The organism is Paenibacillus sp. p3-SID1389 (assembly GCF_025151705.1).
GTDB classification, from domain to species: domain Bacteria; phylum Bacillota; class Bacilli; order Paenibacillales; family Paenibacillaceae; genus Fontibacillus; species Fontibacillus phoenicis.
Genome location: NZ_JALXVO010000026.1, coordinates 19,545 through 33,347, shown reverse-complemented (window position 1 = coordinate 33,347; position 13,803 = coordinate 19,545). Strand labels below are relative to the sequence as shown.

Sequence of the window (13,803 nt, the reverse complement as noted above, 5' to 3'; positions counted from 1 at the left end):
GCTGCGCTACGCCATCCGCACGATTCGGGTGCCGATGCTTCCCCCGGCCAGCACTTTGCCAAGCACACCCGGCTCGTTGCCGCCTACAATCACCGCTTCCTTCACGCTGCCGCTGATGCAAGCTACAGCAGCTCGCACCTTCGGAATCATCCCGCCGTAAATTTCCCCGGTTGAGATCATATCCTCAATTTGCTGTACCGTAATGGAATCGAGCACTTTTCTTTCGGTACCCGTCATTTTCAAAATCCCAGGCACATCGGTAACAACAATCATGCGCGAAACCCCAAGTGCCGATGCAACCGCTCCTGCAGCCGTGTCCGCGTTGATGTTATAACGTTGCGCTCCGTCTGCACCAATACCTACGGGAGCAATGACTGGAATGTAACCGAGGTCCAGTACGCCGCGGATCAAATCCGCATTCACATCCGTCACTTCCCCGACGAATCCAACTTCCTTGCTGTTCGCCACCGGCTTCGCCTGCAGCAAGCTGCCATCCGCGCCGGACAAGCCTATCGCTTTCCCGCCGTTCTGAGCGATGCGGCGTACGATCAATTTGTTAATGCTGCCAGCCAGCACCATTTCTACGACGTCCAGGACTTCATTCGTCGTGTAACGCAGCCCGTCCACGAACCTGCTCTCAATTCCGAGCTTGCCAAGGTTTTCCGAAATGGCTGGCCCGCCGCCGTGTACGATCACCGGGTTGGCCCCTTCTTTTTGCAACTTCACCAAGTCAGCAAAAAAAGAATTCGGCAGCTCCGCGAGCGTGCTGCCGCCACATTTCATCACAAACATTAATCTGCCTGCTCCTTTCCGGAGTTCATCTCATCTGATAAATGATTTAGGATATGAATTCAAATTAAGTGCGATAAGCCGCGTTAATCCGGACGTAGTCATAGGTCAAATCGCAGCCCCAAGCGGTGGCTTCGCCTTGACCGTTATGCAGGTCCACGGAGATATTGACCGTGTCGCCCTTCAGGTAAGCAAGCGCCGCATCCTCATCGAAAGGAACCGGACGCGAGCCCTCCAACACAACGATGTCGCCCAGCTTGATGTCCACCGTCTCCGGATTGACCGGCTCTCCTGCACGGCCGACCGCAGCGATGATGCGGCCCCAGTTGGCGTCGGCGCCAAACACCGCCGACTTCACGAGGCTCGAGCCAACGATCGTCTTCGCGATCGCGCGAGCCGAATTATCGCTTACGGCGCCGCGCACCGTCACCTCGACGAGACGTGTTGCGCCTTCCCCATCGCGGGCGATCGCCTTGGCCAACGTCTCACACACGTGGCGGAACGCCGCAGCGAACGCGTCCCAATCGGCATGCCCGGGTGACAGCTCCCGGTTGCCAGCCAGCCCGCTCGCCATCGCCAGCAGCATATCGTTCGTGCTCGTATCGCCATCAACGGTGATCATGTTAAACGTCACGTCGGTCGTTTGCCCGAGCAGGCTTTGCAGCGCCTGTGGCTCAATCGCGGCGTCCGTCGTGACGAACGCCAGCATCGTGGCCATGTTCGGGTGAATCATGCCCGAACCCTTGGCAGCCCCCGCGATCGTTACCTCGCGGCCGTCCACGTCCAGCTTCACGCACACCTCTTTCTTCACGAGGTCCGTGGTCAAAATCGCCTGGCAGAACTGCTCGGCCCCCTCGCCGTTCGCTGCCAGTGCCGCCGGCAATCCTTCGATGCCGGCGCGGACGCGGTCCATCGGCAACAATTCGCCGATGACGCCGGTGGAGGCTACGGCGACTTCGTGTTCGCCGAGCCCAAACGCCTCCGCCGCCGCAGCGCGCATCGCGTACGCGTCGGCTTCGCCTTGCGCGCCGGTGCACGCGTTGGCGTTGCCGCTGTTGACGACGACGGCCCGCAGCCGCTGCCCGCTGGACGCGACGCTCTCACGCGTCACTTTCAGCGGCGCCGCCTGGAAGACGTTCGTCGTATAAACAGCGGCGGCTACCGCCGGCACCTCGCAGAGGATTGCGCCGAGATCGTTGCGGGTCGTCTTCTTCAGACCGCAATGCAGCCCGCCGGCCTGAAAGCCTTTTGGCGTGGTGATGCTCCCCTCCGGCGCTGCACGAAATAAACTAACCACTCCCATGACGTACTCCTTTCACAAGCCTAAATAAGTTGATATCTCCCTATGGGTAAACCGGTGTGAACTTCAAGCCGGTCGTTTCCTCCCAGCCCATCATCAGGTTCAAATTCTGAATCGCTTGCCCCGCCGCGCCTTTGACCAAATTATCAATGACGGACACGATCGTCAGCCGACCTGTACGTGCATCCGCCGCAAAGCCGATGTCGCAAAAGTTCGAGCCGAACACTTCCTTGGTCGCCGGCCACTTGCCTTTGTCCCGGATGCGGACGAACGGACGTCCTTCGTAATATTGACGGTACAGCTGGATCAAATCTTCCTCTGTATAGGCGCCCTTCAACGTGGCGTACATCGTGCACATAATCCCCCGCGTCATCGGCGTCAGGTGCGTCGTGAACGTCACCGTGACCGGTTCACCGGTGATTTTCCCTAAGGTTTGCTCGATCTCTGGGATGTGCTGGTGCTTGTTGACCTTATATACTTTCATATTTTCATTGATTTCCGCGTAATGGTTTGTCAGGTTCATGCCCCGGCCCGCGCCGGATACACCCGACTTGGCATCGATGATGATGCTGCCCGGATCAATCCAGCCTGCACTCAGCGCCGGGATCAGACCAAGCAGCGTAGCGGTTGGATAGCAGCCCGGGTTGGAGACGAACTCCTTGCCTTTCACCTCATCGCCGTAAATCTCCGCCAAGCCATACACCGCCTGCTCAAGCAACGCTGCTGCCGGAGCCTCATGTTTATACCAAGCCTCGTATTCACGGCCGTCTTTGAGCCGAAAATCACCGGACAAATCAATAACCTTCAGTCCAACCTCCAGCAGCTGCGGCACCAGCTTCGTGCTGACCCCGGATGGCGTTGCGGTAAATACCACATCGACCTTCGTCGCAAGCTCCTCCGGATTCAAGCCGTCCAGCGGCTGAACGATGATCTCGGATAAATGCGGGAACCCGTTCGTTATAGGCTCTCCTGCGCTAGAAACGGAAATCACCGAAGCAATCTCGACATGCGGATGTCCCCATAAAAAACGAATCAGCTCCACGCCCCCATATCCCGTGGAACCGACGATGGCTACTTTTATTTTCTCCCCGTTCACAATGCTAACCTCGCTTCCTCTCCCGTTGGATCAACCCTATGAAATCAACAATATGCATCATTCCGTTGTAAATATGTATTATTATACGGCTGAACTTATATAAATACAACAACTCTCACAAAAAATTTCCCCTCGCATGTCAGGCCCCTCTTTTGGCCGCCAAACTTTTATGTAGGGGCTGAATCAGGTATATTTAAAAGGTGCTCATGAACCGTATAGAAGGAGGAGAAGCACCATGTCGAACGAAAAAACAATCGCATTCGTATACGCTCATCCCGATGATGAAACATTTGGATGTTCTTATTTAATCCGACAAATCGCGGATGAAGGAGGCAAGGCGGTGCTGCTTACGGCTACCCGGGGAGACGCGGGCAAAACCGGCCGCTTAGGGGAGATGACCCGCGAACAGTTAGCGGCCCGCAGGGATCAGGAGCTGGCCAAAGCCGCTGAGATCCTCGGCATCTCCGTCGTTGAGCAACTGGGGCTGCCGGACGGTAAGCTGAAGGAGGCGAATCCTGTAATGCTGCGGGAGAAGATCGCCGACTTCTTGCGGCGCCATCAGGCACAGGTGGTCGTCACGTTCCCGGAAGACGGCCTGTCCGGACACCCGGATCATATCGTCATCCATCACGCCGTAAACGATGTCGTCTTTGGGGGCCAAGCGCCAACCGTGCAGAAGTTGTATTACAACCAACTGGGATCGTACACTTCCGATCATTCCAGCGTGCTGCGCGTAGCAGCCGGCAACCGTTGGGAAGCCAAACGCCAAGCCCTCGCCGCCCATGAATCGCAAATTTGGAGCGTGGAGCGGGTATTTGGCGTATTGGGGCCGCAAGTACCGCCCCGTCACCAATTCGAATCGTTTGAGCTGGTTTGGGAGCGCGGCGAACGGTTCCCGCAAAAAAGTGAGCAGTCTATCTATGATGGCTTGGTTTGAGGAACTTGTTGATCCATGGAAAAAAGCACGGGCTGAAGTGTTGACTTCAACCCGTGCTTTTAACGTTATTAATATTCTTCCGGATACGGAACAGGGTATCCCCCATCCTCCTCCGGCCCACTCGTACCGACATCGTATCCATTCACTTCAAAAGTAATAATTTTATCGAAGAATACGTAGTCTTTGCGACTTTTGAACGGCCCCTTGTTATTATCATGTTTATCAAAGGCATACATCACTGTTCCTACTCCGTCCGCCCGTCCTTCATACCAATTAATGAAATCGTATACTTCTGCCATAGATAAGTCGTATTCTTTCTCAATCCCATTGTTTAGCGTAATCCGAAGCAGCGCTCTCTCTCCGGTCTGACCAGGAGGAGTAACTACATCGGCTTTTGGTGTGGCAGATGCCTCGTTAGAATTGGCGCTTTCACCTGCCGATCCAACCGCAGAGACGACATAATAATAAGTCGTACCGTTTACAACATTGGTGTCCGTGTAAGTTGTTGTGTTCCCCGGCACTGTGGCAATCGCCGTATACGGCCCGCCAGGTACCAGGGAGCGTTTCACGATGTAACTCGTCACATTACTGCTCGAGCTTGTCCAATTCAAAACAACTTTTTTATTCCCCGCGGATGCTGTCAAATTCATCGGTGCATCTGCAGGTTCTCCGCCTTTGCCAAAGACGTTCCATTCGTAGACATCACTAACACTTGTACCCACATTTTTTAGTACAACTGTCATAACGTTTTGGACAGGGGTAGGAAGGATTTCAACCTGATCTTTATTCACGATGTTGTATTGTTGTAACAAGTTATTGCTTGCATCATAGAACTCAACAGCCAGGTTAGTGCCACTGGCGATCACGGAATTGATTTCCACCGGTGAAGAAAATGTGTACCATGCTACGCCACCAGTAACCAAGACAAATTTTGTACGTGTATTGTTGTCTGTCAATTCACGTGCGGTACGCGTTGGGTTTCCTACCGTGTTACCAGCTTGGATTAATAGCCCATCCAACAATCCACCCGTATATTTGGTTGCATTTGGTGTAATGCTTTTTTCCGCTGAATTTCCGCTTTCCCCAGCCTCATTCACTGCGCTGACTACATAATAGTAGGTCGTTCCATTCGTTACGGCTCGATCTACATATGCTGTGCCTTTCACGTTCGCCAGTAAGCTGTAAGGACCGCCTGCTGATGTCGAACGTTTTACGTTATATGAGGCAGCTCCTGTGTTATCCCATTCCAACTTTACAAACTGATCACCGCCCTGGATCCAGTTAATGGTTGTATCTAGTGGTGGTGCTGAAGGGTTTGAAAATACATTCCATTCGTATACACTGATACTGCTAATTGACCCGTTTTTTAATACAACCGTTGTCACATCTTGTACTGGGGTCGGGAGCGTTTGAATTCCGTCATTTTTGATAAGATCATATTTCTGCAGCAAGTTATTATTGGCATCGTAGAACTCAACAGCCAAAACGTTACTGCTATTCACAATCACAGAGTTGATTTCTACCGGTGAAGTAAATGTATACCAAGCCACTCCCCCAGTAGTTAAAACGAATCTCGTCCCCGTATTGTTATCCGTTATTTCACGTACGGTGCTCGTTGGGGTTCCTACTGTTTTACCTGCTTGGATTAATAATCCATCCAATAATCCGCCCGTATATTGGGTTGCATCCGGTTTAGCACTTTTTTCAGACGAATCGATGCTTTCCCCCGCCTCATTGACCGCACTAACTACATAATAATAGGTCGTTCCATTGGTGACGGCTTGATCTACATACGTTGTTCCTTTAACGTTCGCCAGTAAGGTGTAAGGGCCGCCAGCGGATGTTGAACGTTTTACATTATAAGAGGCAGCTCCTGTATGATCCCAATCCAATTTTACAATTTGATCCCCGGCCTGGATCCAATTGATGGTCGTCGCTGTTGGTGGCACGGAAGGGACCGTAAATACATTCCACTCGTACACATTGATATTGCTTGATGCACCTTTTAAAACAACAGTCGTAACATTCTGTACTGGAGTTGGAAGGGTTTGAATCCCATCATTGCTTATAACATTATATCTTTGCAGCAGGCTATTTTGATTATCATAAAATTCAATGATTCCTGCCCCACTACTCTTCAGCACGACAGAAGAAATTTCTACTGGGGAAGAAAAGGAATGCCATGCTACATTTGATGTACTAAGTATTCCTCTTGTCGACACATCGCCATCTGTCATTTCTGCAACCGTAGTCGTCGATTGCCCAACCGAAGCTCCAATCTCTATCAAAATCCCGTCCAATAATCCACCCGTAAATTGAGATGCCGCGTGGGTGGACGCGGGATATGTAATTGAGCCAGTTATAATACCAATCACAAGTGCAATGATGCCAATAAATCGTTTCAAAAGAATTCCTCCTATGAGAAATAATAACTATCAGGCCTGATGCTTAAAGGCTACCACTCACAGTACCGCTTGTCCAAACATAAATTCCTAGAATAGGATGAAAAATCTATATTTTCCTTAACGGTATTGTTTATGTAAAATTTCATTTTAAAAATAAAAAAATCCATAAGGACGGTCAGGTAGATCAAGCTACTTGTCCCACTTATGGATTACGCGGCATCTCTCTATGCTCTCTTAAACCCTTCCCCCAACACCTCATGCGCATTCGTGATAATCACAAAGGCATTGGGATCCAGCGTCTGTACCAACGTCTTGAGCCGCGTGACTTCGCTCTGCCCTACAACGACCATCAGCACGGTCCGCGCATCGCCGGTGTACCCGCCGTGACCGTCCAGCTTAGTCAGCCCCCGGTCCAGGTGAGTGAGCACAGCCTGCGAGATCTCCTCCGTCCGGTCGGCAATAATGTAAGCGACCTTCGTGTAATTGAAGCCCAGCTCGATGGCATCGATGATTTTACCGGTGATGTACAGTCCGATCAGGGCATAGAGCGCTTTTTCCGGGGTCAGCAAAAATAACGCCAACACAATCACAATCCCGTCCATCATCACAACGCAAACGGAGAGGCTGAGGCCGCTGTATTTTTGAATAATTTGCGCCAAGGTGGACAGCCCGCCGGTGGATCCCCGGCCTCGGAACACAATACCGAGTCCTATCCCCACCCCGATGCCTCCATATAACGAAGCCAGCAACGGATCTGTCGTTGGTACGGGAATGTCCCGTGTCAAAAAGACGAAGAACGGCAGCACCACCGTGCCCAGCAGAGAACGGATGGAGTAGTCCCGCCCGAGCAGCACGTAGCCTGCGATGAACAGCGGGATGTTCAGGGCCCATTGGGTGTAGGCTGGTTCGATTCCAAATTGCGACTGAACGATGATCGATAACCCCGAGACACCGCCCGAGGCGATATGACTGGGGACCAAAAACAAATTAAACGCCAAGGCAGTGATCAGCGAGCCTACGATAATCATCAACGTATCCAGCGTATGGCGTATCGGACCGGTGACCGGAATATAGTCTTGAAATCGGCGTTTGCGAACTTTCGGCGGCATTGCTGCCCCTCCTTACTTGCATTTCATGAAATATGTAAAAATAGAAAAACCCACCCGTACCAAACGTGGCCAGGGTGGGTCGTATTTAGTAGCGGCTCGGGCGGGAAGGCACATCAAGGCGCTCCCGTCCCGCTGATTAGCTCTCCGTCTTAATCTGGCTGCGCAGATAACCGTCGATAAAAGCGTCCAGATCCCCGTCCATCACCGCGCCGACATTCCCCGTCTCCACGTTCGTCCGGTGATCCTTCACCATGCTGTACGGGTGGAACACGTACGAGCGGATTTGGCTGCCCCAGGCGATATCCGATTGCTCGCCGCGGATCTCATCCAACTCGCGTTGTTGCTCCTCGATCTTGCGTTCGTACAGCTTGGAGCGGAGCATCGTCATCGCCCGTTCTCGGTTCTTGATCTGTGAGCGTTCGTTCTGGCAGGTCACCACGATCCCGGTCGGGATGTGGGTAATCCGCACGGCCGAGTCGGTCGTGTTGATGTGCTGACCGCCGGCACCGCTGGCGCGGTACGTATCGATTTTCAGATCCTCATTACGGATTTCGATCTCCACGTCATCGCTGATCTCCGGCACGACGTCACAGGAGACGAACGACGTATGCCGGCGTCCGGAAGCGTCAAACGGCGAGATCCGCACCAGCCGGTGAACGCCCTTCTCCGCCTTCAGGTAGCCGTAGGCGTTGTAGCCTTTGATCAACAGCGTAACGCTCTTGATCCCGGCTTCGTCGCCCGGCAGGTAGTCCAGCGTCTCGACCTTAAAGCCGCGTTTCTCCGCCCAGCGAGTATACATCCGCAGCAGCATTTGGCCCCAGTCCTGGGACTCGGTGCCGCCTGCGCCAGGATGCAACTCGAGAATCGCGTTCATTTTGTCGTACGGCTGGTTCAGCAGCAGCTGGAGCTCGAACTCCTCCAGCTTCTTCACGAGCTTCTCTACGGAGTCTGCAACCTCCGCAGCCAGCGATTCATCGCCTTCTTCCTCGGCGAGCTCCGCCATCATTTCCAGCTCATCGTATTCGTTCTGCAGCGCCGTATATTGGTCCACCGAGGATTTTACCGCATTCATCTCCGCGATAATCCCTTGAGCTTTCTCGTTGTCGTCCCAGAAATCCGGTGCCGCCATTTTCTCCTCATAGTTGGCGATCATCTCTTGCTTCAGATCTAAGTCAAAGAGACCCCCTAAGGTTAGTTAATTTCTTTGCGATTTCGCGCATGTCTTGTTTCACGTTCGCATCGATCATACGGTAGATCACCTTTCTTTGTAAAAGTTTATTTGTAGCTGCCACTTTGGTTTAAAGGTAACGCCCTTTTGTACCCTTATTCAACTCCCGGGCACCGAATTTCAAAAAATAAGGCCAAAATCTACCTTTATTTCATTCCTAAACCTGGAAAAACCCTGTTTTGAGCCATAGTCTGCAAAAATAAGGCCAAAAAACTCCCTTATTTACCAGACATCCGCCCAAAAAAGCAAAATAAGGCCCTTTTTTACCCCTATTTCGCCTGTGGCTGAACCAACGTCGAGGTGGCTACCTCGGATGAGCCAACATCGGCGCGGCCGCTGCGGCCGAGAACAGGTTTTCCCTCCAAACGGGGCAAAAGCGGGCAGCCTAAGGAAATCCTCAGGCTCCCCGCCGCACCCAGCTTATGCCGACATTATGCGTTTTGGCCGTGGCAGTGTTTGTACTTCTTGCCGCTACCGCATGGGCACAAGTCGTTGCGGCCGATCGTTTCGCCGCGTTTGACTGGGCGTTTCTCTGCCGGCTCGCCGCTCGTGGTGATTTTATTCTCATCCACGACCGCTTGGCGTTCCTGGTTCGTTTCGATCTGCGCCTTCATGATGTACGTCGCGACTTCCTCCTGAATGCTGGCGATCATCGCGTTGAACATCTCATAGCCTTCAAATTGATATTCGCGCAGCGGATCGGTACCGCCGTATGCACGAAGATGAATGCCTTGACGCAGCTGATCCATCGCGTCGATATGGTCCATCCATTTGCTGTCGACCGCACGGAGAGCGATAACCTTCTCGAACTCCCGTACCATTTCCGTACCAATCGCTTCTTCGCGAGCGTTGTATTTCGTCAGGACGCGTTCAAAAATATACTCGACCATCTCATTCGGCTCTTTGCCCCACAGATCGTCTTTCGTAATGGCGCCTTCGTCCAGCAGCTTGCTGTTGACGTAATCGGCAATCTCTTGCAGTTCCCAGTTCTCCGGCAGCTCGTCAGCGGTATGGGCTTCAACCACCCGTTCGATGACCGGCTTGATCATATCGAGAATGATCTGCTTAATGTTCTCCGATTCCAGCAGCTCGCGGCGCTGTTTATAGATAATTTCACGCTGTTGGTTCATAACGTCGTCATATTGCAGGACGACTTTGCGCACGTCGAAGTTGTTGCCTTCTACGCGTTTTTGCGCCGACTCAATCGCGCGGGTGATCATCTTGCTCTCGATTGGTTGGTCTTCCTCGAAGCCCAAGCGCTCCATCATGTTCAGCACGTTGTCCGCGCCAAACCGCTTCATCAGTTCATCGCCCAGCGACAGGTAGAATTGCGTGGAGCCGGGGTCGCCTTGACGACCGGCACGACCGCGCAACTGGTTATCGATCCGGCGCGATTCGTGGCGTTCGGTACCTATGATATGCAGGCCACCTAATTCGGCCACGCCTTCGCCAAGCAAAATGTCGGTACCGCGACCCGCCATGTTGGTAGCGATCGTCACGGAACCCGGTTCCCCTGCGTGGGAAATAATTTCCGCTTCCTCCGCATGGTATTTCGCGTTCAGCACCTTGTGCGGGATGCCTTTGCGCTTCAGCATCTCGGATACGCGTTCGGAGTTCTCGATCGAGACCGTACCAACGAGCACCGGTTGTTTTTTCTTATGACGCTCCACGATTTCTTCGACAACGGCTTTAAACTTGCCGTCAACGCTCTTATAAACAACGTCCGGCAAGTCAATCCGACGGTTCGGCCGGTTGGTCGGCACCTGGAGCACTTCAAGGCCGTAAATTTTCTTGAATTCTTCTTCCTCGGTCTTCGCCGTACCGGTCATCCCGGCCAGCTTGCGGTACATCCGGAAGTAGTTCTGGAACGTAATCGTCGCCAGCGTCATGCTTTCGTTCTGTACCTCGATGCCTTCTTTGGCTTCGATTGCCTGGTGCAGCCCGTCGCTGTAGCGGCGGCCCTGCATGATCCGACCGGTAAATTCATCGACGATCAGCACCTCGTCATCGGTCACGACGTAATCGACGTCGCGGCGCATGATGACGTTCGCTTTGAGCGCCTGCACCACGTGGTGGTTCAGCGTAACATGTTTATGATCGTACAAGTTATCAATGCCAAAAACGCGTTCCGCTTTAGCAACCCCTTTTTCGGTCAGCGAAACAGCCTTTACTTTAATATCTACCGTATAATCTTCCTCCGGCGTCAGCGTCTTCACGAAACGATCGGCTGCATAATACAGCTCGGTGGATTTCTGAGCTTGGCCGGAAATAATCAGCGGCGTCCGCGCTTCATCGATCAAGATGGAGTCCACTTCGTCAATAATGCAATAATACAGCGGCCGCTGAACCATCTGTTCTTTGTAGAGCACCATGTTGTCGCGCAGGTAGTCAAATCCAAACTCGTTGTTCGTGCCGTACGTGATGTCGCAAGCGTAAGCTTCTTGTTTCTGCTCATGCTCCATGCCGTTGAGGTTCACCCCAACCGTCATGCCGAGGAAGTTGTAAATCTGCCCCATCTGCTGGCTATCGCGTTGTGCCAAATAGTCGTTGACGGTAACGACATGCACACCTTTCCCCAGGAGCGCATTCAAATAAACCGGCAGGGTTCCGACCAGCGTCTTCCCTTCACCGGTTTTCATCTCCGCAATCTTGCCTTCGTGAAGCGCCATACCGCCGATCAGCTGCACATCAAAATGACGCATCCCGAGCGTGCGTTTCGAAGCTTCCCGTACTGTGGCAAAAGCCTCCGGCAACAAATCATCCAGCGTCTCGCCTTTCTCGATCCGTTCCCGGAATTCAGCGGTTTTCCCTTTCAATTGCTCGTCCGAAAGCGCCTCAAATTGCGGTTCTAATGAATTAATATAATCTACCGTCTTCATCAGACGTTTGACATCACGTTCATTCGTGTCGCCAAATATCTTTTTTACTAATCCCAGCATGATTTACCCCTTTCACGCATAAACAGATGATTTGCCTAAATTGTAACAGTTTGTAAGGCACGCCGCAACACGCCCCGTCACGTCTGCATTGCGGTAAAGCGCCTTTGTATACGAATAAAGAGCCCTATCCGCGGGCGGATAAGGCTCGTTTCCTTTGCGTAAGTATCACAGGAATTACCACCTAGTTTGAAGCAAGTTGCCATGATTGCACGGAGTGCAAGGGGTTAATCCTGTTCAATCAAACCGTATTTGCCGTCATTGCGCTTGTAGACGACGTTCACTTCTTTAGTGTCGATGTTCGAGAAAACGAAGAAGTTGTGTCCTACCATATTCATTTGCAAAATCGCTTCCTCTACGTCCATCGGCTTCAAGGTAAAGCGTTTCGTACGAACCACTTCCAGCTCTTCCTCGCCTTCATCCAGCGCAACGGAGCCTGCGGTCGTGCCCTCTACAAAGAGGCTGTTCTTCACGCCTTTCTGGCGCAGTTTACGGTTGATTTTCGTTTTGTGCTTGCGGATTTGACGTTCAAGCTTGTCCACAACCGCATCAATGGATGCGTACATGTCATCGCTGCGATCTTCCGCACGGAGCACAACGCCGGTCAAAGGAATCGTTACCTCGACCGCGTGCAAGCCTCGTACCACACTTAACGTGACAGTACCGTCTGAGGTAGGGGGTGCATCAAAGTACTTGTCTAGCCGGCTGAGCTTCTTGTCTACGTAGTCACGCAAGGCCTCAGTCACTTCAATCTGCTGTCCTCGAATACTAAAATTCATAGGGCACTCCTCCTTTGCTTTGCACCTTTATTATACCATGACGTTAAGGCAAAGTAAAAAGTGTTAAAGGTCTGTAAACCACCGCGATATCCGTAAAAAAAGACGGGCAGATCGGCAAATCCCCCGCGCTTTCAAGCCCGGCGATCCTTCCGGTTTCCCCACCAGGATTTCAACAAAATCGTGAACGCCGCCCCACACGCGGCCCCGATCGTATCCAGCAGCACGTCCTGCACCATCGCCGTCCGCCCCGGCGTAAAGCTCTGATGCAGCTCATCCGTACAGGCATAGAGGAATGCGATCAAAATCGCAAAGAGCAGACATCGCCGATTGGATCGTCCCCGACCGCCTAAAGCGTAAACCAGGAACGCTGCCAGTAAAGCATAACTGCCGAAATGCGCCGCTTTGCGAATAAAAAACTCGATGAAGCTCGCCCCGCCCACACTGTCCACACTGATTTCATAGTCACCATAGCTGAACCGGATCCCGCCGAATCGATTCTCAATCCACTGGTCCGAGGTGCTCTTCTCAATTTCCGGCACCAGCGACTGCTCCTCATAAGACTGCGAAGAAAACCCAAAAAGAATCGCCATCATCGCGATCGCCGGCAGCCAGCGCAGCCAAGGTCGAAGGTTGTGCAAAGGAGGTCACCTCATTCGATTACGAACTCATTCACTTTAGAAAATTATAGCATAATAAAAATAAGAAAACCCCGGGTTCCCCCGGGGAGTTGCTAGCGAATCTTTAATTGTTAACCATCGTACCGTTCATATGTAGGTCGGCTGTGCCGGGATGATTACAGTTTGATTACGTTAGCGGCTTGTGGACCACGTGCGCCTTCAACGATTTCGAACTCGACGGATTGGCCTTCTTCCAGCGTTTTGAAGCCTTCAGCTTGGATCGCGGAGAAGTGTACGAATACGTCGCCGCCTTCTTCAGTTTCGATGAAACCGTAGCCTTTTTCTGCGTTGAACCATTTTACTTTACCTTGCATGCACTAACATTCCCTTCATTATCAAATAAGAGTGTGATCCTTGTAACCAAGCCCCACATGTCTGACTATACCACCCAAGCTTATCCAGTGTCAATTACCAAAGAAAAGGTTTTACTGTAAGGAATTTGTAGATTTTTGTCGGAGTGCGATTCCTCGACCATAATGAATCTCCTACAATGATCATCAAACACCTTATTCTTATTTGGTCTTCAATCGTCCTAAATTTAGCTCCA

Annotated in this window: 11 protein-coding genes; 1 reads left to right on the top strand and 10 read right to left on the bottom strand. The window is 52.1% G+C overall.

Translation table 11 applies throughout. The features are described from left to right. Positions 1-6: 6 nt before the first annotated feature. The 3 genes from argB to argC all read right to left on the bottom strand — a co-directional run bounded on the left by argB (position 7) and on the right by argC (position 3,185). A complete protein-coding gene (argB, locus tag M3G15_RS12430; RefSeq protein WP_260071091.1) occupies positions 7-792 on the bottom strand; it encodes an acetylglutamate kinase in 786 nt (261 codons plus the stop codon). Between the two features lie 64 nt (positions 793-856). Continuing rightward, positions 857-2,092: a bifunctional glutamate N-acetyltransferase/amino-acid acetyltransferase ArgJ gene (gene argJ, locus M3G15_RS12425; RefSeq protein WP_260071090.1), complete on the bottom strand. Its 1,236-nt coding sequence runs from the start codon at positions 2,090-2,092 to the stop codon at positions 857-859. A gap of 40 nt (positions 2,093-2,132) precedes the next feature. Further along, positions 2,133-3,185, bottom strand: coding sequence for an N-acetyl-gamma-glutamyl-phosphate reductase (gene argC, locus M3G15_RS12420; protein WP_397376619.1), 1,053 nt, complete (start codon positions 3,183-3,185; stop codon positions 2,133-2,135). A gap of 235 nt (positions 3,186-3,420) precedes the next feature. Between argC and M3G15_RS12415 the strand changes: the two genes are divergently transcribed. Continuing rightward, on the top strand, positions 3,421-4,122 hold the full coding sequence (locus tag M3G15_RS12415) for a PIG-L deacetylase family protein (protein WP_260071089.1): 702 nt from the start codon (positions 3,421-3,423) through the stop codon (positions 4,120-4,122). Between the two features lie 68 nt (positions 4,123-4,190). On the opposite strand, the gene M3G15_RS12410 is transcribed toward M3G15_RS12415, so the two are convergent. From M3G15_RS12410 to M3G15_RS12380, 7 genes are all read right to left on the bottom strand, one after another. After that, entirely contained in the window at positions 4,191-6,527 is a 2,337-nt protein-coding gene (locus M3G15_RS12410; protein WP_260071088.1) for a fibronectin type III domain-containing protein, read from the bottom strand. 224 nt (positions 6,528-6,751) lie between these two features. After that, positions 6,752-7,636 carry a YitT family protein gene (locus tag M3G15_RS12405; RefSeq protein ID WP_260071087.1) on the bottom strand — a complete coding sequence of 295 codons (885 nt, stop codon included), beginning with the start codon at positions 7,634-7,636 and terminating at the stop codon, positions 6,752-6,754. A 136-nt stretch (positions 7,637-7,772) separates the two neighbouring features. Next, positions 7,773-8,883, bottom strand: a protein-coding gene (gene prfB / locus M3G15_RS12400) for a peptide chain release factor 2 (RefSeq protein WP_157273444.1) whose coding sequence is annotated in 2 segments (ribosomal slippage) — positions 7,773-8,810 and positions 8,812-8,883 — 1,110 coding nt in all. Because the reading frame shifts where the segments join, the coding sequence is not laid out codon by codon here. A gap of 412 nt (positions 8,884-9,295) precedes the next feature. Beyond that, entirely contained in the window at positions 9,296-11,803 is a 2,508-nt protein-coding gene (gene secA / locus M3G15_RS12395; protein ID WP_260071086.1) for a preprotein translocase subunit SecA, read from the bottom strand. Between the two features lie 224 nt (positions 11,804-12,027). Then, complete coding sequence (gene hpf, locus M3G15_RS12390) at positions 12,028-12,579, bottom strand: ribosome hibernation-promoting factor, HPF/YfiA family (protein ID WP_016314123.1); 552 nt, start codon at positions 12,577-12,579, stop codon at positions 12,028-12,030. A gap of 131 nt (positions 12,580-12,710) precedes the next feature. Continuing rightward, positions 12,711-13,217, bottom strand: coding sequence for a VanZ family protein (locus tag M3G15_RS12385; RefSeq protein WP_016314124.1), 507 nt, complete (start codon positions 13,215-13,217; stop codon positions 12,711-12,713). Positions 13,218-13,372: 155 nt separating this feature from the next. Next, positions 13,373-13,570: a cold-shock protein gene (locus M3G15_RS12380; protein WP_009225364.1), complete on the bottom strand. Its 198-nt coding sequence runs from the start codon at positions 13,568-13,570 to the stop codon at positions 13,373-13,375. Between the last annotated feature and the right edge of the window lie 233 nt (positions 13,571-13,803).